Annotated in this window: 23 protein-coding genes and 1 riboswitch; of the genes, 14 read left to right on the top strand and 9 right to left on the bottom strand. The window is 72.3% G+C overall.

Annotation, left to right across the window (positions count from 1 at the left end):
* Positions 1–41 precede the first annotated feature (41 nt).
* Entirely contained in the window at positions 42–683 is a 642-nt protein-coding gene (locus tag ABD299_RS15875; protein WP_344262839.1) for a DUF1707 SHOCT-like domain-containing protein, read from the top strand.
* 251 nt (positions 684–934) lie between these two features.
* Positions 935–1,076: riboswitch (cyclic di-AMP (ydaO/yuaA leader) on the top strand.
* Positions 1,077–1,082: 6 nt separating this feature from the next.
* A complete protein-coding gene (locus ABD299_RS15870; RefSeq protein WP_344262837.1) occupies positions 1,083–2,321 on the top strand; it encodes a C40 family peptidase in 1,239 nt (412 codons plus the stop codon).
* 110 nt (positions 2,322–2,431) lie between these two features.
* Here the strand turns inward: ABD299_RS15870 and ABD299_RS15865 are convergent, their stop codons facing one another.
* A complete protein-coding gene (locus ABD299_RS15865) occupies positions 2,432–2,782 on the bottom strand; it encodes a hypothetical protein (protein ID WP_344262835.1) in 351 nt (116 codons plus the stop codon).
* Positions 2,783–2,928: 146 nt separating this feature from the next.
* Here ABD299_RS15865 and ABD299_RS15860 point away from each other — a divergent pair, with 146 nt between their 5' ends.
* The 5 genes from ABD299_RS15860 (at position 2,929) to ABD299_RS15840 (ending at position 7,873) form a co-directional block, all read left to right on the top strand.
* Positions 2,929–3,696: a DsbA family protein gene (locus ABD299_RS15860; protein WP_344262833.1), complete on the top strand. Its 768-nt coding sequence runs from the start codon at positions 2,929–2,931 to the stop codon at positions 3,694–3,696.
* Between the two features lie 171 nt (positions 3,697–3,867).
* Positions 3,868–5,130, top strand: a complete 1,263-nt coding sequence (locus ABD299_RS15855) for an MFS transporter (RefSeq protein WP_344262888.1) — start codon at positions 3,868–3,870, stop codon at positions 5,128–5,130.
* Between the two features lie 145 nt (positions 5,131–5,275).
* Entirely contained in the window at positions 5,276–6,562 is a 1,287-nt protein-coding gene (locus ABD299_RS15850) for a hypothetical protein (RefSeq protein ID WP_344262831.1), read from the top strand.
* 100 nt (positions 6,563–6,662) lie between these two features.
* Positions 6,663–7,202, top strand: a complete 540-nt coding sequence (locus ABD299_RS15845; protein ID WP_344262829.1) for a DoxX family protein — start codon at positions 6,663–6,665, stop codon at positions 7,200–7,202.
* A gap of 50 nt (positions 7,203–7,252) precedes the next feature.
* Positions 7,253–7,873, top strand: coding sequence for an L-threonylcarbamoyladenylate synthase (locus ABD299_RS15840; RefSeq protein WP_344262827.1), 621 nt, complete (start codon positions 7,253–7,255; stop codon positions 7,871–7,873).
* A gap of 52 nt (positions 7,874–7,925) precedes the next feature.
* Here ABD299_RS15840 and ABD299_RS15835 read toward each other — a convergent pair whose 3' ends face one another.
* Together ABD299_RS15835 and ABD299_RS15830 are read right to left on the bottom strand one after the other, a co-directional pair.
* Complete coding sequence (locus tag ABD299_RS15835) at positions 7,926–8,168, bottom strand: hypothetical protein (protein WP_344262825.1); 243 nt, start codon at positions 8,166–8,168, stop codon at positions 7,926–7,928.
* A complete protein-coding gene (locus tag ABD299_RS15830) occupies positions 8,165–9,628 on the bottom strand; it encodes a PspC domain-containing protein (RefSeq protein ID WP_344262823.1) in 1,464 nt (487 codons plus the stop codon). Before ABD299_RS15830 ends, ABD299_RS15835 begins: the two co-directional genes overlap by 4 nt.
* Before the next feature lie 122 nt (positions 9,629–9,750).
* On the opposite strand from ABD299_RS15830, the gene ABD299_RS15825 reads away from it, so the two are divergent.
* From ABD299_RS15825 to ABD299_RS15815, 3 genes are all read left to right on the top strand, one after another.
* On the top strand, positions 9,751–11,016 hold the full coding sequence (locus ABD299_RS15825) for a PspC domain-containing protein (RefSeq protein WP_344262821.1): 1,266 nt from the start codon (positions 9,751–9,753) through the stop codon (positions 11,014–11,016).
* A gap of 6 nt (positions 11,017–11,022) precedes the next feature.
* Entirely contained in the window at positions 11,023–11,739 is a 717-nt protein-coding gene (locus ABD299_RS15820; protein ID WP_344262819.1) for a LuxR C-terminal-related transcriptional regulator, read from the top strand.
* A 65-nt stretch (positions 11,740–11,804) separates the two neighbouring features.
* Positions 11,805–13,025: a hypothetical protein gene (locus ABD299_RS15815; RefSeq protein ID WP_344262817.1), complete on the top strand. Its 1,221-nt coding sequence runs from the start codon at positions 11,805–11,807 to the stop codon at positions 13,023–13,025.
* A gap of 21 nt (positions 13,026–13,046) precedes the next feature.
* On the opposite strand, the gene ABD299_RS15810 is transcribed toward ABD299_RS15815, so the two are convergent.
* Positions 13,047–14,141, bottom strand: coding sequence for a hypothetical protein (locus tag ABD299_RS15810; protein ID WP_344262815.1), 1,095 nt, complete (start codon positions 14,139–14,141; stop codon positions 13,047–13,049).
* A gap of 94 nt (positions 14,142–14,235) precedes the next feature.
* Here ABD299_RS15810 and ABD299_RS15805 point away from each other — a divergent pair, with 94 nt between their 5' ends.
* On the top strand, positions 14,236–14,628 hold the full coding sequence (locus ABD299_RS15805) for a potassium channel family protein (RefSeq protein ID WP_344262813.1): 393 nt from the start codon (positions 14,236–14,238) through the stop codon (positions 14,626–14,628).
* Between the two features lie 16 nt (positions 14,629–14,644).
* Here the strand turns inward: ABD299_RS15805 and ABD299_RS15800 are convergent, their stop codons facing one another.
* From ABD299_RS15800 to ABD299_RS15785, 4 genes are all read right to left on the bottom strand, one after another.
* On the bottom strand, positions 14,645–15,232 hold the full coding sequence (locus tag ABD299_RS15800; RefSeq protein WP_344262811.1) for a Uma2 family endonuclease: 588 nt from the start codon (positions 15,230–15,232) through the stop codon (positions 14,645–14,647).
* A 100-nt stretch (positions 15,233–15,332) separates the two neighbouring features.
* On the bottom strand, positions 15,333–16,091 hold the full coding sequence (locus ABD299_RS15795; RefSeq protein WP_344262809.1) for a helix-turn-helix transcriptional regulator: 759 nt from the start codon (positions 16,089–16,091) through the stop codon (positions 15,333–15,335).
* 229 nt (positions 16,092–16,320) lie between these two features.
* Complete coding sequence (locus ABD299_RS15790; protein WP_344262807.1) at positions 16,321–17,529, bottom strand: multicopper oxidase domain-containing protein; 1,209 nt, start codon at positions 17,527–17,529, stop codon at positions 16,321–16,323.
* Positions 17,530–17,897: 368 nt separating this feature from the next.
* Positions 17,898–18,947: a multicopper oxidase family protein gene (locus ABD299_RS15785; protein ID WP_344262805.1), complete on the bottom strand. Its 1,050-nt coding sequence runs from the start codon at positions 18,945–18,947 to the stop codon at positions 17,898–17,900.
* A gap of 291 nt (positions 18,948–19,238) precedes the next feature.
* Here ABD299_RS15785 and ABD299_RS15780 point away from each other — a divergent pair, with 291 nt between their 5' ends.
* Entirely contained in the window at positions 19,239–19,814 is a 576-nt protein-coding gene (locus ABD299_RS15780; protein ID WP_344262886.1) for a YcnI family protein, read from the top strand.
* 183 nt (positions 19,815–19,997) lie between these two features.
* Here ABD299_RS15780 and guaA read toward each other — a convergent pair whose 3' ends face one another.
* Positions 19,998–21,572 (bottom strand): glutamine-hydrolyzing GMP synthase, encoded by a 1,575-nt coding sequence (gene guaA / locus ABD299_RS15775; protein ID WP_344262803.1) that lies wholly within the window; start codon positions 21,570–21,572, stop codon positions 19,998–20,000.
* Between the two features lie 279 nt (positions 21,573–21,851).
* Here guaA and ABD299_RS15770 point away from each other — a divergent pair, with 279 nt between their 5' ends.
* Both ABD299_RS15770 and ABD299_RS15765 read left to right on the top strand, forming a co-directional pair.
* A complete protein-coding gene (locus ABD299_RS15770) occupies positions 21,852–22,148 on the top strand; it encodes a chorismate mutase (protein ID WP_344262801.1) in 297 nt (98 codons plus the stop codon).
* 708 nt (positions 22,149–22,856) lie between these two features.
* Positions 22,857–23,879: an LAETG motif-containing sortase-dependent surface protein gene (locus ABD299_RS15765; RefSeq protein ID WP_344262799.1), complete on the top strand. Its 1,023-nt coding sequence runs from the start codon at positions 22,857–22,859 to the stop codon at positions 23,877–23,879.
* Positions 23,880–23,958: the final 79 nt, after the last annotated feature.

Below are 23,958 nucleotides of genomic sequence, written 5' to 3'. Positions count from 1 at the left end.
GCCCTGTCGGTCCCGGGCCCGGGCCTCCGTAGAATCCGGCTATGACCGAGCCCTCCCATGACCCCGCCCGAGCCGAGCCCCCTTACGCCGGTCTGCGTGCCTCGCACGCGGACCGTGAGGCGGTCGCCGAGCGGCTCCGGGAAGCAGCCGGCGACGGCCGGCTGGACCTGGACGAGCTGGAGAGCAGACTGGAGCGCGCGCTCACCGCCAAGACCTACGGGGAACTGGAACCGCTCACCGCCGACCTGCCCGCCCCCGGCGGGGCCGTGCCCGCGCTGCCCGGCCTGCCGGCCCCCGGGGACGAGAAGCCGCTGGTGATCAAGGCGGGCTGGGCCGGGGCCGCCAAGGATGGGGCCTGGCAGGTGGCCTCCCGCATCGTCGTGCACGGCTCGGTGGGCGGCGCGAAGCTCGACTTCACCCAGGCGCAGCTGGGCGGCCGGCGCCTGATCGAGATGCGGGTGAGCGCCGGGGTGGGCGGTGTGGTCGTCGTGGTCCCGCAGGGCTGGGAGGTACGGACGGACGACATCGACCCCGGGATGGGCGGCGTCAGCAACAAGGTCACCGATCCGGGGCAGCCCGGTGCCCCGGTTCTGCACATCAGCGGGGCGGCGGACATGGGCGGCGTGAAGGTGCGCCACCCCAACCGCTGGGAACGCCGCCGGCTGCGGCACTGCGCCTCCTGACCCCGGGACACGGGTTCCGGAGGCTCCGTTTCCGCCGCCGGGTGCGACCGCCCGGCGACGCTGCGTCCGGATAACGAATTGGTTTCGGGCATTTGGCACAGCGCCCTTCCCAAACCCGCCCGGGGGTGGCTAGCGTGCAGCGCCAGGTGGCTCGCTCCACTGCCGTCGAACCCGGCGGCACGGGCCGCCTCCGCCTAGTCCGGCCTGCGCCGGAGCCGGGGACCCACCCTCGTCCGCCCGTTGCCGGGCGGGCAGGTCCCACGCTGTCCCCCGGGACAGTGGGGGCTCGTCCCCCAGGGGCGAATCGGGCCGCATCGCGAGGTGCGACCCGTAGGGCAGCCTTCCGAAGCCCGAGCCCGACAGCTAACCCGGTCAGCGGTCCCGGAAGGAGAGACGGCCTTGGGTTCCCACCGCAAGCCGCGCACCGGACTGTTCGACTCGCCCGCCGCCCGACGGGGTGCCATGGGGGTCGGCGCCGCGGCCCTCGCCTCGGCGACCCTGCTGAGCCAGCACGCCTACGCCGACGACAACGATTCCCCGGCGGTCGAGGAGCAGCGGAACCGGGCGGACGCCGCCGCCGAGCGGGCCGCCGGCGTCAAGGAGCGCGTGGACGCGCTGTACCGGCAGGCCGGCACGGCGACCCAGGAGTACAACGCCGCCGACGAGGCCGTCACCGCCCAGCAGGAGAAGGCCGACGCGCTCCTGGACAAGGCGGCCGAGGCCGCGGAGCAGGTGAACGAGGCCCGGCGCGAGCTCGGGCAGTTCGCGGCGGCCCACTACCGCACCGGCGGCCTGGGAGAGACGGCGACACTGCTGCTCGCCGACGACCCGCAGAGCTACTTCGACACCCGGCGCACGCTGTCGCGGATGACCGAGCGCCAGCACCGGGCCCTCGACGACTACACCCAGCGGCAGGCCGAGGCGGCCGAGCAGCGCCGGGCGGCGGCCGGGGCGCTGGAGGAGCTGGAGGAGCGGCAGCGCGAGCTGCGGGAGAAGAAGGAAGAGGTCCAGGGCAAGCTCGGGGCCGCCCGCACCCTGCTGGCCGAGCTCACCGCCGAGGAGAAGAAGGAATTCGAGCGCCTCGAACGGCTGGAGGAGGAAGAGGCCGAGCGGCGGGCCGAGGCGGAGCGCCAGGAGCGCGAGGAGCGGGAGCGCCAGGAGCGCGAGCAGGCCGAGCGGGAACAGGCCGAGCGCGAGCAGGCCGGGGAGGACGGCTCCGGCCAGGGATCGGGAACCGGCACGGGCGGCGGTACCGGGGGCGGCACGGAAACCCCCGGCGACTCCACCGGCACCCGGGCCCAGCAGGTGATCGCCTTCGCGGAGGCCCAGATCGGCAAGCCCTACGTGTGGGGCGCCACCGGCCCGAACTCCTACGACTGCTCCGGGCTCACGCAGGCCGCCTGGCGGCAGGCCGGTGTGGAGCTGCCGCGGGTCACCTTCGACCAGGTCAACGTCGGCACCAAGGTCGCCAGGGCCGATCTGCGGCCCGGTGACCTGGTCTTCTTCTACTCCGACGTCAGCCATGTCGGGATCTACATCGGCGACGGCAAGATGATCCACGCCCCCAAGCCCGGTGACGTCGTCAAGGTCGAGTCGATCGACTACATGCCCTGGCACAGCGCCAACCGGGTCGGCTGACCCCGCCGCACGGGCCGGGACCCGGCCTCCGGGCCCGCACCCGGCGAGAAGCCGCGCCCGTCCCCACCGGGCGCGGCTTCCGCGTCAGTCCTCCGCGACGGCGGGCGCGCTCACCACAGGGTGGCGATGAAGATGTTGGCGATCGTCAGCAGGCCGATGGTGCCGAACACACCGGGCGGGACGCGCTCGTCGTCGCGCTTGAGGTAGGCCAGGGCGGTCAGCGCCACGAGCACGACGAGCTTCACCGTGATCTTGATGTGGTTGAGGTCCGCCCCGTCCGCCTCGTTGAGCCCGACCAGGATCAGCCCGGTCACCAGCATGGTGCCCGCGCCGTGCAGGATGGCGGGCACGATGCGGGCCTCTCCGGTGCGCATGGCCTTCATCTGGACGAGGAAGCCGCCCAGCAGGGCGCCGATGCCGATGATGTGCAGGGCGAGAAAGATGCCGATCAGAATGTCCATGGTGCGGAGGTTACTGGTCCGTCCCGGGCGGTCCGCAGGCACGTATGCTGGTCGGCAGGCACCGGTGAGCCCGGCCGGACGCGCGTCCGTCGCGCGGGACACGCCCCACGCCCCGGAACCCCAGGCGCGCACAGGAGTTCTCACACATGCCCACCCCCTCCTCCGCTTCCTCCTCCACGTCCTCGCGGAGGCGCTCGGTCACCGTGATGGCACTGGTCGTCGTGCTGGTCGGAGCGCTGGCGCTCGGCGGCCTGTCCGCGCTGGGCGGCGACCGCTCCGGCGACAGCGCCGCGACCGGTGACGGCCGGGGAGCGGACGAGGAGGGGCAGACGGTCCAGCCGCTGCCCGACGATCACCCGGTGCACGCCCTCGCCCGCCGCGACGGGGACGACCCGCTGGCCCGCGGGGACGCCGACGCCCCGATCGTGATGATCGCCTACATCGATTTCCAGTGCGCCCTGTGCGGCCGCCACGCCCGGGTCACCGAGCCGAAGCTGGTCGAGGAGTACGTGGAGAGCGGCGTCCTGCGGATCGAGTTCCGCAACTTCCCGGTCTTCGGCCCGGAGTCCGACACGGCGGCCCGCGCCGCCTGGGCTGCCGGGGAGCAGGGCATGTTCTGGGAGTTCTACACCGTCGCCTTCAGCGAGGACGCCCACCAGCACAGCGGCCGGTTCGACGAGGAGGGCGTCATGGAGATCGCCGAGGAGGCCGGGGTCACGGATCTGGACCGCTTCGCGGAGGACCTGGACTCCGAGGAGGCCGGCAAGGCCGTGGAGCGGGATGCCGAGGAGGGCTTCGGGCTGGGTGTCACCACCACCCCGGCGTTTCTGGTGAACGGCCACCCGCTGGTCGGAGCGCAGCCCGTGGAGACCTTCCGCGAGACCATCGACCAGCTCCTCGCCGCGCGGCGCTGAACGCGCTCTTCTGCCGCGGAGCCCCACCCGGCATCATGGAACCCGGAAACCTCCCGCTGTCACACGGACCCCACGCCATGAGGTGACATGCCCTCCCGACAGCCCGCCTCCCGCCCCGCCGGACCGGCGCCCGGCTCCCCCGGCCCTCGCGCCGGTCCGTCCGACGGAGGGATGCGCCGGGTGGCGACGGCCGCCTTCGCCGGCACGGCCATCGAGTTCTACGACTTCTATCTCTACGGCATCGCCGCGGCCCTGGTCCTGAACACCGCCTTCTTCCCGAACCTCTCCCCGGTCAACGGCACTCTGGCCGCCCTGTCCACCTATGCCGTCGCCTTCGTCGCGCGCCCGGTGGGCTCCGTGCTGTTCGGCCACTTCGGGGACCGGGTGGGACGCAAGTCCGTCCTGGTGGCCTCACTGTTGCTGATGGGGCTCTCCACGGTGGCCATCGGCCTGCTGCCGGACTACCACAGCTGGGGCGTGTGGGCCCCGGTGCTGCTGGTGTCCCTGCGTCTCCTGCAGGGCATCGGGCTGGGAGGCGAGTGGGGCGGAGCGGCCCTGCTGGCGGTGGAGCACGCTCCCCACGGGCGGCGGGGCTTCTACGGCGCCTTCCCCCAGCTGGGACCGGCAGTCGGATTCGTCGGCGCGAGCGGCGCCTTCCTCGTGCTGTCCGCCGTCCTGGACGACGCCGCCTTCGCCGCCTGGGGATGGCGCGTCCCGTTCGTCGCGTCGATCGTGCTGGTGGGAATCGGGCTGTACGTCCGGCTCAAGGTCAGCGAGACTCCGGTGTTCGCCAGGGCCATGGCCCACCGGGAGGTGAGCCGGGCCCCCGTCACCGAGGTGCTGCGCGAGCACCCGCGGGAGATCCTGCTGGGCTGCGGCGGGATGACCGCCGCCTACCTGCTCTTCTACACCGCCACCACCTACTGTCTGGCCTACGGCACCACGGCGCTGGGAATCAGCCGCGACACCATGCTCGTCGCCTCGCTCGCCGCGGTGGCCTTCCTCGTCGCCGGCACCTGGCTGTCCGCGGTGGCCTCCGACCGGTACGGCCGGCGTCCTCTGATCCTGGCCGGCTCGGCGGCCGCCGCCGGGTGGGGCCTGCTGCTCTTCCCGCTGCTGGACACCCGGGCACCGGTGCTGGTGCTGCTGGCACTGGGCGGGACGCTGTTCCTGTCCGGTGTCGTCTACGGGCCGATGGGGGCCTATCTCCCCGAGCTGTTCCCCACCGGGGTGCGGTACTCCGGGGCGAGCCTCGCCTACAACCTCGGCGGCATTCTGGGCGGCGCCCTTCCGCCGATCCTCGCCACCCGCCTCCAGACGTCGTTCGGCTCCTTCGCGGTGGGCTGGTACGTGACGGCCATGGCGCTGCTGTCCCTGTGGTGCGTTCTGCGGCTCCCGGAGACGCGCGGCCGGACGCTGCACCAGCAGCCCTGACCATCCGGGCAGATCATCGGACCGGCCGGTCACAGGACCGTCCCAGCTCACCACAAGGCACCGCCCGTACCGCGCGCATGGGGCACAATCGCCCTTTCGGCAACGGCCGGTCACCGGCAGCACAAGGCGGGGAGAGGTGGACGCAGTGGCCGTGGAAACGGCGCGCGGCGGCGCACGAGGGGCGGATCACAGCGGGGCACACGCGGGCGGCTGCACATGCGGCCACTGTCCGCACGGAGCCCGCGAGGCACACCACCGGGCCGTGGCGGCCTTCCGTCGGCGGCGCGACGAACTCGCCGCCGGCACCGGGGTGCCCGAGGGCCTGGCCCACTCCCCCGAGGCGTCCCGGCAGTGGGTCTCCGACGAACTGGCCCACTGCGCCCGCACGGTGGCCGAACGGGCCCGGGAGGCCGAGGCCGCGCTGTCCGGCCGCCGCACCCGGCACACCGTCATCGCCGTGTGGTCGGCCGCCGGGCTGCTGGCGCTCGGCCTGCTGCTCACCGCCGTCGGGGACGGCTGGAGCCGGGCACGCACCGCCGCGCTGCTCGCCGCGGTACTGATCGCTGCGCTGCTCCACCTCGCCGCCTGGCTGCACCGGGCCCGCGGCGGGCTCCTGGCGCCCCTCACCGGCGAGGACAACCGGCTGTCCACTTCGCGAACGGTGGCCGCCGCCTGGCTGCTGATGGCGGTCTACGCCGTGCTGGTGATCGCCGGCACCCTCATCGGCGGCACCGCGGAAGGCGACGGGTTCGCCTCCGGCTCCGAGTGGGCCGCGGCGGCCGCCGGGCTGCCGGCCGCCCTGGCTCTGAGCTTCGCGGTGACGGTCTGGGTACGGCACACCGTCGCGACCCGGGTGCGCAGCTTCACCATGCAGAAGGTCCGCGCCGACCGTCCCCGGGCAGCCGATCTGCTCACCGACGACGCGGGACGTGTCAGCTTCACCGACGTGCAGTACGTCGCGGTGAATCTCGCGGCGCTCGTCCTCGCGGCGGTGAACCTGGCCGGAGCCCCGGACGGCTTCCCGGTCCTGTCCTGGCCGGTGGCGGTGCTGCTGGCGGTCTCCGCGCTCACCTACGCGGCCGCCAAGTACAGCGAGGGCGGCAGGCCGGTGATCCTCTCCGTGGTGCGCGCACGGGAACCCGGCGACCTGCCGGCTCCGGTCCGGCCGGGCGACGACATCGAGATCCGGGGCTGCGGCTTCGTGCCCGCCGGGGCCGGCGAGCCGGACCGGCTGGCCCGCACGGTGGTGCGCATCGGTGCCGTCTGCGTCCCGGTGCCCCTGGTGCCGGTGCGCGGCGGTTTCCGCAACCCGCGCGACACCGTCCTCACCGTGCCGGTTCCGGCCGAGGTCGAGGCGGGCACGGTGGAGGTCCAGGTCATCACGGCGGCCGGTACGGAATCCGGCCGCTACCCCGTCACCGTCACGGACTGACCCGCCCCGCCCCCTGCGCCGCGCCCCGCACCTGGCCGGTGCCCCGCGCCGGTGGCAGACTGGGCCGGCACAGCCACGCCCGGCGAAAGGTGGTCCGCCCATGCCGGAACTGTCGCACCTGAGGGCCGTCTCCCCGCACCTCACCGTGCCGGGAGGCGACGGCCGGGGCGGCGGGCTGCGGTCCGCCGCCTCCCGCTTCGCCCTGCTGCCGCTGCGCCTGTTCCTCGGCGTCACGTTTCTCTACGCGGGCATCGACAAGTTCACCGACGCCGGGCCGTTCACCGGCACCATGAGCCTGGACGCGATGACGACCATGCTGGAGAGCACCCGGGACCGCGCGGCGTTCGACGGCATCCACGCCCTGGTCCTGGCCAACCCCGGCCCGTTCACCCACGGTGTGGCGATCACCGAGATCGCGGTGGGAGCCGCGGTGCTCCTGGGAGTGCTGACCCGGCTCGCCGCGGCCGTCGGCGCCCTGCTGGCCGCCTCGTTCTGGCTGACCGTCAGCTGGTCGGCCACGCCCTACTACTTCGGCGCCGATCTCCCCTTGCTCGCCGGTTTCCTGACGCTGCTGCTGGCCGGAAGCGGACCGTTCGCGGTGGGCCGCCTCCGCTCCCCCGGCCGCCGCCGGGGGCTGTGAACACCGCCGCGCGGCGAGGCCCGGCCACGAGGGGCCCTTAAGCTCGGCCCATGGCGAAATACTTCGATGTTCATCCGCAGAACCCCCAGCGTCGCACCATCGGCCAGGCGGTCGAGATCGTCCGCTCCGGCGGGCTGATCGTCTACCCGACGGACTCCTGCTTCGCGCTGGGGTGCGCCCTGGGCAACGCCGAGGGCATCGACCGGATCCGCTCGATCCGGCGCCTGGACGGCCGCCATCACTTCACCCTGGTCTGCCGCGACTTCGCACAGATGGGGCAGTTCGTGCAGATCGACAACACGGTCTTCCGCGCGGTCAAGGCCGCCACCCCCGGGAGCTACACCTTCATCCTCCCGGCCACGAAGGAGGCGCCGCGCCGGCTGCTGCACCCCAAGCGGAAGACCGTCGGAGTCCGGATCCCGGACCACGTCGTCACCCAGGCGCTGCTCGCCGAACTCGGCGAACCGCTGCTGTCGAGCACGCTGCTCCTGCCCGAGGAGGCCGAACCGCTGACCCAGGGCTGGGAGATCAAGGAGCGCCTCGACCACGTCGTCGAGGCCGTGCTCGACTCCGGGGACTGCGGGACCGAACCGACGACGGTGATCGACTTCTCCTACCCGGAACCGGAGATCCTGCGCCGCGGAGCCGGCGACACCGCACCCTTCGAGTGACCACCGCCCCGACGCGCCCCCGGTCACCGGCCCCCGCCCCGTCCGCGGCGGCTCAGTCGCCGGCCGGCTCACCCACGCGGGGCCGGCGCACGGCGTAGGTGACCAGAGCGACCACCGCTGCCGCCAGGAGTGCCACGGGAAGTCCACCCAGCAGCAGCCACCACGGCACGGCGATGCCGTCCACCGCCCGCAGGGCGTACAGCGGTGCCAGCACCAGCAGGCTCAGGCCCAGCAGCAGCCTGGCGGGTTCGAAACGGCGGCGGGCGGACTGCCCCCGCGGCGATGTGCGGCTCACGGACCCTCCTCCGTCGTCTCCCCGGCCCCGTCCTCACCGGCGGACCCGGGCGCCGGGTCGTCGAAGGCCGGGGCCTGCGCGCGTTCGATCTGCAGGTAGCCCACACCGACCCGGGCCGTCAGACGTACGGTGGCGCCCTCCTGGACGCCGCGCGGGGGCAGCAGCACCACCGAATGGTCCAGCCCCAGACCCGCGCCGGCGTCCACCGCCTCGAAGTCCCCGGCGGACTCGAAGTGGCCGTAGGCCCCGGCTCCCAGCTGAGCGGCGAGCTCCACGCGCGCGTCGTGGGGCACCCGGACCGTCAGCATCCCGGCCCCCAGGTCCGCGGTCAGCGACACGGTGTCCTCCGCCCCCAGCTCCAGCGCGCCGAGATCCAGGACCCCGCGGCCGGTGCCCAGCTCGTAGACCGGCTGCACCTGGGAGACGTCCGCCGGCCGCCACACGGTGTCGCGCCAGTCGGTGGTGACGGTGTCGGGCAGCATCGCGGCCCCCGCCAGCAGCCCTCCGGTGAGCACCACCGCGACGACGGTACCGCTCCCCATCCGGCCCACGAAGGCACCGACGACCAGCCCGGCACCGAAGACGGCCAGCGCCGCGGACAGCCCGATCACCAGCGCGGCGCCCAGCGGCTGACGGTCCCACGCCAGGGCCGTGCCCAGCACGGCCGCGGCCACCGCGATCAGCAGCACCGGGCCGCCCAGCCACGGCTCGCGACGCTCCCGCCGCCCGCCCGGACGCTCCGCCTGCCCCCGCCGCCCGGCCGGCCCCCGCTGTTCGACACCCACCCCGGTCCGCAGCCGGTACTCCCCCGGCGCGGCGTCGGCAGGTCCCCACAGGTAGCCGCCCCCGGCACGGTCGTTCACGGAGGACTCGCGCCACCACGACGGCCCGCCCGGCGCCGGAGGCGCGGTCGCCTCGGGCGGCGCGTCGGCCACCGCCTGGGCGGTGCCGGTGTCCACCGGAATGCCCTCCGCCTCGGCTGCCTGGGTACGGCGGCGATGCTGTGACCAGTAGGCGGCCGCGGCCAGGGTGCCCAGCAGCATCACCGAGAACCACTGCGAGCGGGACCCCAGCGAGGCCAGCAGCAGACCGAAGCCCACCAGCGTGAACAGCAGCGCGGTCAGCCCCGGCCCCTCGACGCGGCCGGAGAACATCCGGCGGGCCTCGTTCTCCTCCTCGTCGGCGAACGGGAGCATCAGCCAGGCCACGCCGTAGGCGATGAAGCCCAGGCCACCGATGACGGAGAGCACCGCCAGCGACACCCGGAAGATCACCGGGTCCAGGTCGAAGTGGCGGCCCAGTCCCGCGCAGACCCCGGCGATCATCTTGTGGCGCCGGTCCCGGGCCATCCGGTGCCCGGAGGCGGTCGCACCCGCCGGCCCGGCACTCGCGTGCCCCGGCCCGGACCCCTCGGTCGTGGGGCCCCGGCCGGCGGCCGGGCCCCGCTCCTCCTGCGTCATGCGCCCATCGTGCCCGCCCGGCGTACCGTCCGGCATCAGGGGGCGCCCCGAACCGTCCCTGAGACGGCGATCAGGGACCGACCCTGATGTCCGGCGCCCGGCGTCCATGTGACGATCAGTGCATGACGACCGCCAGCGCCGCGCCGAGCGCCGCCGTGGAGGACGCGCCGCTGCGCAAGATGTACCGCAGCGCCGAGGGGCGCTGGCTGGGCGGCGTCGCCCAGGGACTGGCCGGCCACCTCGGGGTGCCGGTCTCCTGGGTGCGGATCGTGTTCTTCGCGATGTTCCTCTCCAGCGGCCTGGGCGCCCTGCTCTACGGCGTCTTCTGGTTCGTGGTGCCGCTGGGAACCTCCCCGCACCAGCCGCGCACCACCCCGCACGCCCGGGCCCGGCGCGGCTCGGGCAAGAAGGGCCAGCTGTTCGCCCTGCTGATGCTCGCCGTCGGGCTGATGGCGCTCGGACACAACCTCCAGTTCGAGGTCGCCGGCGGCTACCTGTGGCCGCTGGTCTTCATCGGCATCGGCGCCGCCGTGGTGTGGCGGCAGGCCGACAACGCCCGGCGCGCGCACTGGGCGGAGGTCACCTGGCGCAGCCGCTGGCTGCCGCTGGTGCGCAGCGCCGCCGGCGGCCTTCTGGTCTGCCTGGGGGTGGCCGGCTTCGTGGTGACGCGGGGAGTCAGCGAGGACCTGAGCCGGGTCATGCAGGCGTCCCTGGCCGTGATCGTCGGCTTCGCCCTGCTGGTGGGGCCCTACCTGGTGCGGACCGTGCAGGACCTCTCCGAGGAACGCACCATGCGCATCAGGGCCCAGGAGCGGGCCGAGGTCGCCGCACACCTGCACGACTCGGTGCTGCACACCCTCACTCTCATCCAGCGCAACGCGGACAACGCCCGCGAGGTCGCCCGGCTGGCCCGCGCGCAGGAGCGCGACCTGCGCGAGTGGCTCTACAAGTCCGCCGAGAACGGGGGCCGCCCGGCCGAGGACGAGGAGAAGGACGGGCAGACCTTCGCCGAGGCCGTGAAGGCCACGGTCGCGGAGGTCGAGGATCACCACGGAACGCCCGTGGAAGTGGTCTGCGTGGGCGACTGCCCGATGGACGAACGGCTCAGTGCGCTGCTGCAGGCGGCCCGCGAGGCGATGGTGAACGCCGCCAAGTACGGTGGCGACGGCGGGCCGGTCCGGGTGTTCGCGGAGGTCGAGGGGCGTACGGTTTTCGTGTCGGTGCGCGACCGCGGGCCGGGCTTCGACCTGGACGCCGTGCCCGCGGACCGGATGGGCGTGCGCGAGTCGGTGATCGGCCGCATGCAGCGCAACGGCGGAACGGCCCGGGTACGCTCCGCACCGGGCGAGGGCACTGAGGTGGAGCTGACGATGGAACGGTCGGAGTGAGCGAGCATGACTGACACAGGCGCGGGCGGCCCCGGATTGGACGGGAACGGCACCGCCGGACAGCGGCGGGCCCGGGTCGTGCTCGTCGACGACCACCGCATGTTCCGGGCGGGAGTGCGGGCCGAGATCGGCCGGACGGAGGAAACCGGCGTCGAGGTCGTGGGAGAGGCCGGCGATGTCGACGAGGCCGTCACCGTCATCAAGGCGACCATCCCCGACGTCGTCCTCCTCGACGTCCACCTCCCCGGCGGCGGGGGCGTGGAAGTGCTGCGCCGCAGCGCCGACCTGATGTCCCGCCCGCAGTCCCCGGTGCGTTTCCTGGCCCTGTCCGTCTCCGACGCGGCGGAGGACGTCATCGGCGTCATCCGCGGCGGGGCCCGCGGCTACGTCACCAAGACCATCACCGGTGACGACCTGGTGGACGCGATCTTCCAGGTCGCGGACGGCGACGCGGTGTTCTCCCCGCGGCTGGCGGGCTTCGTCCTGGACGCCTTCGCCTCCTCCGACGCGGCGCCGGTCGACGAGGACCTGGACCGGCTGACCCAGCGCGAGCGGGAGGTGCTGCGCCTGATCGCCCGCGGCTACGCCTACAAGGAGGTCGGCAAGGAGCTGTTCATCTCGGTCAAGACCGTGGAGAGCCACGTCTCCGCCGTGCTGCGCAAGCTGCAGCTCTCCAACCGCCACGAACTCACCCGCTGGGCCACCGCCCGACGCCTCATCTGACGCCTCGTCCGGACCTGGCCCGGCCCCGTCCGGGTACGCACAACCGGTAGTTGTAGTGTCACCGCATGGCGAGCAGGGGGGCGCGGTGGCGCCGAAGGTGGAAGTGGGGCCTCGTGCCCGCGTTCGTGCTGCTGCTGGCGGCGGACTCGGTGCCGTTCACCGTGCTGTCGGCCGACGCGACGGCCGGTCTGACGAAGGGCTTCGCCTCGTGGGAGGCCTCCGGGCAGACCTGCTGGGAGCCGCCGGACTCCGTGATCGCGCTGGCCGACGACCCCGACGCCGCCGCGGAAGCCCTCGATCCGGGAAACACCGCCGGGGGGCCGGTCCGGGTCCACCAGCTGCTCGACGGTGACCACTGGGAGACCTGCTCCGGCCCCGCGGGCGCCGACCTCATCGGCTCCGTCCTGCTCGCCGCCACGACCGGCCGCACCGCCGATGCCGGCCCGGGCGCGGCGCCCGGCGAGCCGCGCACCCTCGCCCAGGCCCGCACGTTCCATCGCACCGTGACCGTCCTGGGAGCGGACGACGCTCCGGGTTACCCGCGCGAGTTCGTGCCCTACCTGGCCCGGATGCTCGCGTCCTACATCGTCGACGTGTCCGACGGTCTGCTCGGGTACGGGGACGAGACCGGCCCCGCCCTTCAGGACGACGAGGAGCGGGGCGAGGCCAGGGCGGTGCTGAGCCGTGACGACGACGGCTCCCCCGCGCTGCGTGCCCTCCTGTGGGAACTGACGGCCGATCCGGAAGCGTTCGCGCTGCTCTACGACGCCCTCGGCGCATACTTCGCCCATCTCCTGGAGCGGACCGACGCACAGATCGTCCGGGAGGCACCGGAGGAATGGCCGGGCCATCCCTTCGGCGACGACCACTATCTCCTCACCGAGGGCTTCGCGACCCTCCTGGGCCTGCGCGAGTGGCACATCGCCGCCGGCCGCATACCCGACGGGCCGGCCTTCGACCGGCAGGTGCTCACGCACAGCACCGGCGCCCATCTGCCGTTCCGGCCGACCGGCGACGAAGGGCCGGGCAGGGTCAGCCGCATCGCGGACCGTCCCGCCGCCGTCCCGGCGAAGCAGTGGGCAGTGAGCGGTGCCCTGGACGCCGGCCTCGAACCGGAAGCCGCGGCCGTCTGGTTCATGAGTCCCCGCGACCACCTGGGCCGAGTCCTGGACGAGTGGGCCGCGGACCGGGACATACCCGCGGAGTACCGGGACCACGTGCACCGGAAGTTCACCGGCTGGTACCTGACCGAGCTCAGGTCCATCGGGCTCCCACCGGGACGGTAGGCACCCGTTCCGGGCCGCCGGTCAGGGCTCGGGCTCGGGCTCGGTGATCAGTTCGCCAGGAAGGCGCAGCCCCTCGCAGCCGCGCCGGGAGACCTCCTCCTCGGCGAAGGCGGTGAGGGTCGCACGCACGGTGTCCACGTGGAGGCTTGCCGGAGCGTCCCGCTCCACCCGCACCGCGAAATGCGCCGGCTGTCCCAAGCACACGGCGGAAGCGCGGCCGAAGTACGGCGTGATCTGCGGCTCCCCCTCACCCGTGGCAGGGAGCCGGTTCCAGGTCTCCTGGTTCGTGATCTGTGCCAGAGTGGGCTCGCTCCAGGCGCCGTACCAGCCGGCCAGGACCATGTGCTCGTCCCCGCGCGCGCCGCCGAGTGCGCAGCGGGTCGCGGGGGCGCCCACCGACGCGGCCGGTTTCACCACCCAGCCGCCGGGGGGCGGAGCCGGGAGCACCCCGGAGGCCAGCACGTCGCAGGAGGTGCCGGTGGCGGTACCCAGCGGCACCCACTCACCGAGGCTCTCCGCGGGCCGCTCCGGCAGGGGCAGCGGTGGAGCACCGCAGCCGAGCTGGGTGGAGGAGGCGTTGGCCAGCTCCACGGCGATCGGTACCGCATCCGCGTCCTCCACGTCGTGCGGAGTCCGGGCCATGACCAGCATGCGGGTCTCCTGGCCGTCCGTCCCGGGCCCCAGTGCGGGACACCGCACGAGGATGCGCATGCCACCTTCGCGCAGCACGACTCCTGGCACGCCCTCGGGGAGACCCGCGCGGAGACTCGGCAGCAGAGGCTCCGGCCGCAGGGTCAAGAAGTCGGCATCCAGCTGTCTGTCCACTTCGTCGGGCCGGGTCATGGCCACCACCTCGACGATCTGATTGCCGTTCCTGTCCCTGAGGACACAGGTGTAGCGGCCGAGATCAGGTTCGAGGGTCTGCCGCTGCTCCGCGACCTCGCGGTCGCCCCGGACGGCGTCCAGCGCGGAACGCGAGAGTTTGCCGTCGCACGCCGTGCTGAGCAGCGACCATCGCTCCAGCGGCGGCCGCACCAGCGTGTATCCGCCCAGGATCAGCAATGCCAGCACCAGCGACACCCCCGGGTGGTGGCAGAACCAGCGCACGACTCTCATGGCGCCCCCCTCGTCATCACGTTCCGTTCGCGCCGGTGCACAGTCTGCCGCGTGGCGGTCGGCCGGGGGACGGCCGGGGTGCCCACAATGCACTGTGCTCGGTTTTGTGGTGGTCGGAGCCCAGCTGGCGTACGGCGTGCGCGCCGCCTGGCGTGACAAGGCGTTCCGCGGGGCGGTGCTGTCGCTGCTGCTGATGCTGGCCACCGCGGTCGCGTTCTACTGCATGCACGAGGGGTGGTCGTTCGTCGACAGCCTCTACTTCGCCATCTCCACCGGGCTGACCATCGGCTTCGGCGACCTGGTGCCCACCACGACGGCGTCCAAGGTCTTCACCATCCTGTACTCGGTGATGACGGTGGGACTGTTCGTGACAGTGGGCAGCCTGCTGGCCAAGGCCCTCAGCCACCGGGGCGAGGTCCGCGCCGCGCGCCGCGAGGACCGTCAGCGCCGCCACCGGAACCGGCACGGCGGGAACGGGCAGCCGTGAACGCCGGCCCACCTCCTCACATGCGGTCGATGCCGGCGAGATCGATGTCGATGTCGAAGGGCACGGACAGCTTGAGCCGGTCGTGATGGATGCCGGTGGCCACATAGCCCCCGGTGGCGGGCTCACGCTCGAAGACGTAGACGACGGGGTGGCGCCCGGCCCCCTTCTCGACCCGCCAGAAGTGGGGGATTCCGGCCTCCGCGTACAGTTGCGGCTTGCGTTTCCGGTCTCGCTCCTCCGAGTCCGGCGACACCACCTCGACGGCGAGGAGGACGTCCTCGGCGCGGAAGCCCGTCTCCTCCGCGTCCTCGGTCACCGCTTCCGCCCGGAGCACCATGACGTCGGGCTCGGGTCGCTGCCGTCTGCCCAGCGTCACCGACATCTCCCGGCACACCTTCATCGCCGAGGGTGCGAGCCCGCGCAGCGCGGTGGTCAGCAGATCCACGGCGAGCGAGTGGAAGTACTTCTGCGGACTCACGAACACCAGGCTCCCGTCGATCAGTTCCGTGTGCGGAGGGAGATCCGGGATGCGGTCGAGATCGTCGGCGGTGAACCCCTCCGGTGGCGGATACGCCCAGGCGGGCAGTGGATCAGCGGCAGTCATCGCTACTCCCATGGACAGGGATTCTTGCCTTCCGGTCAGCGTACAGACCGGAGAACGGCTTCACCGCCACCCGGACGAGTGAGGTGGCCCGCCCCGCCAGTCACTCCTCGTCGGGAGGTCTCACGGTGTCCGGATTCCCGATCCGCGGCTCCCCGGCCTCCCGCTTCGCAGCGGTGTCCTCGCCGTCCCCGGTCCTCTCGAACAGCGCGAGGCAGGGGTACTCCGCGCTGTGGGAGACCTCCAGGTCGGTGGCCCGCAGCGGTGCCCGCATCTCCGCCAGCGCACCGCGCATCAGCCCCAGGTGGACCGAGCACACCACGTCCGGCCGTCGTCCGGCCACCGCGCGGAAGGGACAGTGGTGCATACGCAGCAGGTCGGGCCCGTCGGTCCGGTCGGTCCCGAACCCGAGGTCGCTCATCAAGGAGTTGACCTTCTCGAAGGCGTCCTCTGCGGAGACCGACGAGAACGGGGCCGGCCGCTCGACAAGATGGCGTCCCCATTCACGGCCCGCCGCGACCGCTTCCTTGGAAGGGCTTGTGGAGGTGGCGGCCAGGTGCCCGGCCAGGATCTCGGCGAGCACCCGGTATCCGCCCGGGGTCTCCGTGGACTCCTCGGAGACGGCCGTGTAGGCCAGTTTCGGCCGGCCCGGCCCCTCGTGGTCGGCCCGTCCCTCCCGCACCCGGCCGTCCTTGGTGAGCCGGGCCAGGTGGAACCTGACCGTGTTGGCGTGCAGTCCGAGTTCGTCCGACAGTTGCTGCACGGTGAGGGGTTTCCCGGCTCGCCGCAGGGTTTCGAGGACGGCCTCCCGGGACGCGCCGGAGGGCCCGGAAGGGTTGCCGGAGGGCTGAGAAGCTTTCATGCCACCAACGCCCGAAAGAATCGTGGGAACCGGAATTGTTCTGAGAATTTTGCCTCCAGCGTAACAAGGGTGCGGCCGGGGCGCTCCGTTTTCCCGTGCGGGCCGCCGACCGGGGGTTCCAGCGACGCCGGTGAGGAGCGGAGTGACGCCCGGCGGACACGGGACCGTGTGCGCCGGGCGCCGGATTCTGTCGGCCCCGCCACGGTGGCCGGGACGCCTCAGGGGGTGGTCAGTGCGCCTCCGCGGGGGCGTCCCCCGCCACGATCAGGCCGGCGGCGCCGCGGGACAGGTCCCGCATGATGTGGTTCACGAAGGTGTAGCTTCCGGCCTGGTCGACGGTGAACTCCACGAACCCGCCCTGGGTGGGTGCCAGGTCCAGGGTCTGCGAGCCGCCCTTGTCGGCGCTGTCCGGCTTCAGCAGGTAGCTTCCCTCCTTCCACACCGTGTCGAAGATCAGGCCGACGGTGTGGAACGCCAAGGGCTCGTTGATCGCGGCGTTGTCGACCCAGATACGGACCCGGTCGCCGACATCCACCGTGATCGGCTCGTGGACGTACTGGTTGTGATAGCCGTTGAAGACCACACCGTCGTTCTCTCCGGCCATCATCTTCTTGAGGTCGGAGACCTTGCCCTCCGGGCCCAGGTACAGCTCGGACTGGACCAGGGAGATCTCCTTGTCCACCTTCGGCAGGTTCGGCGGATCGACGATCACCGCGCCGAACATGCCGTTGCCCATGTGGTGGATCATCGGGGCGACGCCGCAGTGGTAGGTGAAGACGCCGGCGTGCTTGGCCTCGAACTCGTAGATCAGCGACTCGCCCGGCTCGATGGCGCGCATCTCCACGTTCGGCGCCACCTCGGAGGCGTGGAAGTCGATGGAGTGCTCCATCGAACCGTCGTTGATCAAGGTGACCCGGAAGGTGTCGCCCACCTTGCCCCGGAGGGTGGGACCGGGGGCGGTGCCGTTGTAGGTCCAGACGGTCTGGGTCACGCCGGGAGCGACCTCGGCCTGCTTCTCCTCCACCCGCAGTTCCACCTCGTGGAGCTTGCCGGCGGGTGCGGGCTCGAGTGTCGGGTCGATCGCCTTCCATTTGGCGGACGGCGTGGCGTTCGCGTCGATCTCGGCATTGCCGTCGTCCGCGGCCCCGGAGTCTCCCCCGGCAGCCGCGGTGCCGCCCGTGACCTTGATGGCGAGCACCATTCCGGCGTCCTTGTGGCCCTCGACGGTGCACCACGCCTCGGTGGACTCGTGGATCGGTCCCCAGTCGAGGGTGGCCGACTCACCGGGCTTGAACACCGCCGGGTCCTCGCCCTTGAGGCCGAGGGTGTGTTCCATCGCGCCCGTGTTGGTGACGTCGAGCTTGAGCTTCGCGCCGGCCGGTATCTCGATCGACGCGGGCTTGACGTACATCTCGCCGAGCTCGAGGTCGAAGGTCATGGTCTGCCCGGCGCCGGGGGCCGCCGCGTGAGCGGCGTCGGGGCCGGGGGGGGGGGGGGGGGGGGGGGGCCGGGCGCGGCGGCGCCGGCGGACGACCGGCCGGGCTGGAAGACCCCGACCAGTACGAGCCCGATCACCAGGCCCAGCGAGAGCGCGATGCTGATCACGGGGAGGAAGGGGTTGAGGGCACGCAGAAGCGCCTGTGGTCTTCCCTGAGGGGAATCCGTGTTGACGGACACGGTTGTACTCCAGTCTTGACGATCCGGGGCCGGGCAGGTGGGGGTGGCGGTCCCGGGAGGTGGCAGGGAGAGAGGGGACGGGAGGAGAGGGGACGGGGAGAGGGACGCGGAAGGCGCGCGGCCGCCCCGTCAGGTCACCACCATTTCGGTGAACATGCCGAACATGCCCGACTTGCCTTCGGAGTGCGGGAAGATGTGGCAGTGGAAGGCCCACTTGCCCTCCCGGTCGGCCTTGACGAGCACGCTGTACCGCTCACCGGGCGCGACGTTCACGGTGTCGGCCTCGTACGGCTCCTTCAGGGGGAAGCCGTCCTTGGCGACGACCAACTGGTCCAGCCCGTGCAGGTGCATCGGGTGCGACATGGTGCCGGCGTTGAAGTAGTGGATGAGGACCGACTCGCCCTTGCGGACCCGGATGGGCTCGGTGGCGGGAAACGACTTGCCGTTCAGGGTCAGGCCGATGGTGCCGGAGTCCTGGAGCTGCATCGGGATCTCATGGTCGATCTCGGTCTTGTCCGGCAGGGGCATGTCCCCGATCAGGAAGGCGCCCCACAGGCCGTTGGACACCTGCTCGGTGCCGTTGTGGTGGGAGTGGTACCAGCCGACGGACGCGCGCTCGGCCGTGATCTCGTAGGTGAAGGTGCCGTCCGGGGGCACCGGGTCCTGGGTGACGTTCGGGACACCGTCCATGGCGTTGTCGATGGGAATGCCGTGCCAGTGGATCGCGGTGGACTGCGGCAGTTCGTTCTTGAGCACCACCTCGACCCTGTCGCCGACATCGGCTGTGAGCGTGGGGCCGGGGACCATTCCGTTGTAGGACATGGCGTCGACCACCTTGCCCGGTTCGACCTCCCACTTCACAGGCTCGGCCGTGAGCGTGAACTGCTTGGTGCCGTCCGCCAGGATCTCGGGTTCGATGATCTGCCCGCCCTTGCCCTCGGTCTCGGCGGGGAACGACTTGTCACGCTTGGCCATCATGTCGTCCATGGGCTTCCAGTCGTGGGCCTCCTCATGCCCGGGGGAGTCGGACGACGAGTCGTCGTGTGCGGCGCCCTCGTCCGCCCCCGCGCCGGCCACCGACGCGGGGGCGGGAGCGGCGTCCAGGGAGAGGGACCACCAGGGAACAGCGAGTGCCACTGTGAAGGAGACGGCGCCTACCAGCGCCTTTGTTCTCAACATGCTGCCTTCCTCGGGCTTGCTCGAGTGAGTCTCTAGTTTTTATCAGAAAAATTAGAGACCCGCATGTTCCCTGGGTCACACTCCAGTAGACCGGACCCGGCCGGGACGGCCGACCCGCCGACCCGTCATGACAACACCGGCGATCACACCCCCACCCGCCGGCCGCACGGCGAAGGCTCTGACCTGGAAAGACAGAGCACCCACGGATGACACCGAGCGACCCCGCCCGCCGGGAGCGGCCCGGAGCGGCTTCCACCTCCGCCCACCGCACACCCGACGAGCAGAGGCTGTATTTATGGTAAAAACTCTCCGACTGTCCGGGGCGAGGTCGTCCTGCCGCGGGACCAGCCGCTCGCCTCGCTCTCCGTGCGCCCCGCACCCGGCTGGAAGGTCGAGGTGGAGAAGCGGAAGCTCTCCGAGTCGCTCGTCGTCCATGGCGACAGGAGCATCGACGAGGTCGTCTCCCGGATCGTGTGGACCGCGGGAGAGATACGGCCGGGGGAGTTCCAGGAGTTCGACATCTCCGCCGGCCCGCTGCCCGAGGACGCGGACCGGATGGTCTTCAAAGCCCTGCAGACCTACGACAGCGGCGAGGTGGTCCGCTGGATCGAGGAGCCGTCCGACGGTGGCGACGAGCCCGAGCGCCCCGCCCCCGTGCTTGCCCTGGCCCCCGCGGCGGCCGAGGAGAACGCCCCTGCGGCCTCCGAGGACCGCCCGGAGACCGCGGCACCGGCGAGGGCGGAGACGCAGGACGCGACGGCCAGGCTGCTGGGCGGCGCCGGACTCGGGACCGGTCTGGCCGGCCTTCTGGCGGCCGTCGCGGTACGGCGCCGGCCCGGGAGCACCGTCGGCCGCGCCGGGTCATGAACCGGGCCGCCCGCCGCCCTCCGCCCCGCCGGGGTGCCGGACACCGGCAGGAGCGGCGGCCCGGCGCTCGGCGCCCCGGTGGCCCCGCGCGCGGCGCGGGTTACGCGGGACGCGCCGGACTGCCGCGCCGGGACCCGTGGCGGGCACCCCAGGGCTCCTCGGCGGGCGCGTCCCGCCTGCGGCTCACTCCCACTCGATGGTGCCCGGGGGCTTGCTGGTGATGTCCAGGGCCACCCGGTTGACGTCGCGGACCTCGTTGGTGATCCGGGTGGAGATCCGGGCCAGGACGTCGTAGGGCAGCCGGGACCAGTCGGCGGTCATGGCGTCCTCGGAGGAGACCGGCCGCAGCACCACCGGGTGGCCGTAGGTGCGGCCGTCGCCCTGGACGCCGACGCTGCGGACCTCGCCCAGGAGGACGACCGGGCACTGCCAGATCTCGCGGTCCAGGCCGGCCGCGGTCAGCTCCTCGCGGGCGATGGCGTCGGCCTCGCGCAGCAGGTCCAGGCGCTCCCGGGTCACCTCGCCCACGATGCGGATGCCCAGGCCGGGGCCGGGGAAGGGCTGGCGCTGGACGATCTCCTCGGGCAGGCCGAGCTCCTGGCCGACCATGCGGACCTCGTCCTTGAAGAGCATGCGCAGCGGCTCGACGAGCTCGAACTCCAAGTCGTCGGGGAGCCCGCCGACGTTGTGGTGGGACTTGATGTTGGCCGTTCCGGTGCCGCCGCCGGACTCCACCACGTCCGGGTACAGGGTGCCCTGGACAAGGAAGGCGACGTCCTCCCCCGCGGCGCCGGCCTCGGCGACCAGTTCGGCCTGGGCCTGCTCGAAGACCCGGATGAACTCCCGCCCGATGATCTTGCGCTTCTGCTCGGGGTCCGTGACGCCGGCCAGAGCGGTGAGGAACTGCTCGGCGGCGTCCACGACCTTGAGCTGAACGCCGGTGGCGGCCACGAAGTCCTTCTCGACCTGTTCGGTCTCGCCCTTGCGCATCAGCCCGTGGTCGACGTAGACGCAGGTCAGCTGGTCGCCGACGGCCTTGTTGACCAGGGCGGCGGCGACCGCGGAGTCCACTCCGCCGGACAGCCCGCAGATCGCCCGCTTGCTGCCGATCTGCGCGCGGATCGCCGCGACCTGCTCGTCCACGATGCTCGCGGCCGTCCAGCTGGGGGCCAGCCCGGCCCCGCGGTACAGGAAGTGCTCCAGCACCTGCTGGCCGTAGGTGGAGTGCATGACCTCGGGGTGGTACTGCACGCCGTAGAGCTTGCGCTCGTCGTCCTCGAAGGCGGCGACCGGCACCCCGTCGGTGACGGCGGTGACGGTGAAGCCTTCGGGGGCGGCCGAGCAGGCGTCGCCGTGCGACATCCAGACCGTCTGGTCGTCGGGGGTGCCCTCGAAGAGGGTGGAACCGGACTTGGTCACCCGCAGGTCCGTGCGCCCGTACTCGCGGGCGCCGGTGTTGTCGACGGTGCCGCCCAGGGCCCGGGCCATCAGCTGGAAGCCGTAGCACATGCCGAAGACCGGCACACCGGCCTCGAACAGGGCGCGGTCCAGGCCGGGAGCGCCCTCGGCATACACCGAGGAGGGGCCGCCGGAGAGGATGATCGCCCTGGGGTCCTTGGCGAGCATCTCGGCCACCGGCATGGTGGACGGCACGATTTCGCTGTAGACCCGGGCCTCCCGCACACGGCGGGCGATGAGCTGAGCGTACTGGGCGCCGAAGTCGACGACCAGAACGACGTCCGGGGAGGGAGAAGCCACGGGGCGGGCCTTTCGGCGGTGGAGCGGGGGCTGATACCTCCGATAGTAGCGACCTCCGGTGTCCCGCCGTCCGGCCACCGCTTTGCGAGGAGGCGAAGGGCGTGGCACTGTAGGACGCATGTCGCGCAGCTTCCGCTTCTTTACCTATGGCACCGGCCCGGCCGGCTGCCACGAAGCGCGCTGCGTGCGTCACTGACCAGCGACTTCCCAGGCGCCCCGGGCNNCCCCTCCCGTTTCCGGGACCGGCCCGGGGCTCCGGCAGCAGAAGGAGACCCCGCCATGTCCGCACCCGCCACCGCGTCCGCCGGCACCCCCCTCTCCACCACGCAGGTTTCCGAGGTGATCTCCGGGGCGCGCGATCGCATCGACGATCTCGACGCCCGCATCATCGCGCTGGTGCGCGAGCGGATGTCCGTCTCCGCGGAGATCCAGAACGCCCGGATCGCCTCCGGCGGGCGCCGGGTGAACCTGACCCGCGAGATGGAGGTGCTGCGCACCTACGGCGACGCGCTGGGCCGCTCGGGCGGCACTCAGCTGGCCATGACACTGCTGGAGCTGTCCCGCGGCAGGATCTGACCGGGCCGCACGTGTCTGCCGTCCGTCACCCGTACGGCGCGTGACCCGCGGGTGGCGGACCTCGTTGGACGGGGTGCCCCGGAGCGATGAGGCGTCGTGATCCTCACCGGTGTGGCGAGGCTCCGCGTTGTGGGACCTCGCTCCTGGGCCGTGACCGGGCAGCAGGGGACAGCAGGTCGGTCGCGCCGCACGGCCGGTTCCCGGGACGCCGGGGGCCGGCCGGCCGCCGCCTCCGGCGTTCCCTCGCCGCCGGGACACGAGTCGGTCACACGTTCGGCAACTTTTCGGCTTCAGGTGCCACGAACCTTGCCGGACCGGACGGCATCCCGCACGATGCAGGGACACCCCGTTTTCCGCTTGTTGGCGGCCGGTGGCTGCACCCCACCAATGGTCCGACCAACGACAGCGGCGCCACCCCCCGGGCGCCGCACCCGGCACCTGCGCCGCCCTGTCGCCGGTGCCGGCCACCGGAAGAGCCCCGGCCGCCGCCCTCCCCCCTGAGGCGGCCGCCGGGGCTCTTCGCCTTCTCCGGGCCCGGAAGCAACTTCCCTCGCCGCGGGCCGACGCCACGAAACCTGGCCGCGAAACGTTGTGATCATTTTGTAATCATGCACACCGCAACCATTCACCCTCTGTGTTGATCTTATGACCGTCAACACTCACGGCGGTCACCCTCACCGGCGGCCGCCCGGATCAAAAAGAGGTCCTATGAAGCTGCGCCGCGCTGTCGCGACCGCCGCCGCTGCTGCGGTGGTCGCACCCGCCGCACTGCTCGCCGGTACGGCCCATGCGTCGGAGCCCACCGACGGCCCCACCGCGGCCGTCGAGCAGATGGACGAGACCCCGGAAGAGGACCCGCAGGGGGATGAGGCGAACCCGGCCGAGGAGGCCGAGGAGGAAGCCACCGAGGAAGCAGCCGCCGACGAGACCGGCGACACGATCGACGACGAGGAGAGCGACAACGGGGCCGGTGACGACGGTTCCGACGACAACGGTTCCGACGACAAGGGCGACGACGCCGAGGGCACTCCCGGGGACGGCCTGGACGAGGGCGATGACGAGATCGTCGAAGAGTGCACCGACATCGTGTGGAACGAGGACATCCACACCGAGCTGATCGGCCTGCCCAGCAAGGTCGTGGCCGGGCAGTGGACCGAGTTCACCTTCCGCGTGTCCAACAACTCCGACAAGCCGATGGACGCCATCGACGCCTTCGCGGAGGTCGCGGCCTGGGACGGCGAGGAGTTCGAGGACGTCCCGGTCACCCTGCAGTGGTCCTTCGACGGCACCTGGCACACCGTCAACGACGAGTGGGGCTACTTCGGCACCGCCGGGTCCCTGCAGCCGGGTGAGTACGCCGAGGCCACCATGCGCCTGAAGGTCGACGCGTCCGCCCCGGCGGGCTTCGGCCTGGTCATCACCTCGGGTGTGTACATCGACGAGAACGGCGCCTGCGAGCTGTCCGACCTGAACGTCTACGAGTTCGACGTCGTTCCGGCCGGCACCGACGTGAAGCGCCCCGAGGACGCCAAGGGCGAGAAGAGCAAGGGCAACAAGCCCGCGCCGCAAGGCGAGTTCGAGCAGATCGAGAAGACCGGCACGCTCGCCGAGACCGGTGCGGACTCGGTGCTGCCGATGTTCGCCCTCGCCGGTGCCGCGGCCGTGGCGCTCGGTGCGGGCGCGGTGTTCCTGGTCCGCCGTCGCGAGACCGGTTCCCCGGCCGCGAGCTGACGCGGGCGGAGCACCACAACGGGAACCATCCGGAGGGCACCGGCGGCAGCCGGTGCCCTCCGGCACGTCACGGCCCGGA

The organism is Streptomyces sodiiphilus (genome assembly GCF_039529215.1).
Lineage (GTDB): Bacteria > Actinomycetota > Actinomycetes > Streptomycetales > Streptomycetaceae > Streptomyces > Streptomyces sodiiphilus.
The sequence above is the reverse complement of the archived record's forward strand: the minus strand, read 5'-3'. Positions and strand labels throughout refer to the sequence as shown.

Coding starts and splice junctions, on each gene's coding strand:
- ABD299_RS15875 (WP_344262839.1), top strand. CDS start 42: ATGACCGAGCCCTCCCATGACCCCGCCCGAGCCGAGCCCCCTTACGCC.
- ABD299_RS15865 (WP_344262835.1), bottom strand. CDS start 2,782: ATGGACATTCTGATCGGCATCTTTCTCGCCCTGCACATCATCGGCATC.
- ABD299_RS15860 (WP_344262833.1), top strand. CDS start 2,929: ATGCCCACCCCCTCCTCCGCTTCCTCCTCCACGTCCTCGCGGAGGCGC.
- ABD299_RS15855 (WP_344262888.1), top strand. CDS start 3,868: ATGCGCCGGGTGGCGACGGCCGCCTTCGCCGGCACGGCCATCGAGTTC.
- ABD299_RS15845 (WP_344262829.1), top strand. CDS start 6,663: ATGCCGGAACTGTCGCACCTGAGGGCCGTCTCCCCGCACCTCACCGTG.
- ABD299_RS15840 (WP_344262827.1), top strand. CDS start 7,253: ATGGCGAAATACTTCGATGTTCATCCGCAGAACCCCCAGCGTCGCACC.
- ABD299_RS15830 (WP_344262823.1), bottom strand. CDS start 9,628: ATGACGCAGGAGGAGCGGGGCCCGGCCGCCGGCCGGGGCCCCACGACC.
- ABD299_RS15825 (WP_344262821.1), top strand. CDS start 9,751: ATGACGACCGCCAGCGCCGCGCCGAGCGCCGCCGTGGAGGACGCGCCG.
- ABD299_RS15820 (WP_344262819.1), top strand. CDS start 11,023: ATGACTGACACAGGCGCGGGCGGCCCCGGATTGGACGGGAACGGCACC.
- ABD299_RS15815 (WP_344262817.1), top strand. CDS start 11,805: ATGGCGAGCAGGGGGGCGCGGTGGCGCCGAAGGTGGAAGTGGGGCCTC.
- ABD299_RS15810 (WP_344262815.1), bottom strand. CDS start 14,141: ATGAGAGTCGTGCGCTGGTTCTGCCACCACCCGGGGGTGTCGCTGGTG.
- ABD299_RS15800 (WP_344262811.1), bottom strand. CDS start 15,232: ATGACTGCCGCTGATCCACTGCCCGCCTGGGCGTATCCGCCACCGGAG.
- ABD299_RS15795 (WP_344262809.1), bottom strand. CDS start 16,091: ATGAAAGCTTCTCAGCCCTCCGGCAACCCTTCCGGGCCCTCCGGCGCG.
- ABD299_RS15790 (WP_344262807.1), bottom strand. CDS start 17,529: ATGACCTTCGACCTCGAGCTCGGCGAGATGTACGTCAAGCCCGCGTCG.
- ABD299_RS15785 (WP_344262805.1), bottom strand. CDS start 18,947: ATGTTGAGAACAAAGGCGCTGGTAGGCGCCGTCTCCTTCACAGTGGCA.
- ABD299_RS15770 (WP_344262801.1), top strand. CDS start 21,852: ATGTCCGCACCCGCCACCGCGTCCGCCGGCACCCCCCTCTCCACCACG.
- ABD299_RS15765 (WP_344262799.1), top strand. CDS start 22,857: ATGAAGCTGCGCCGCGCTGTCGCGACCGCCGCCGCTGCTGCGGTGGTC.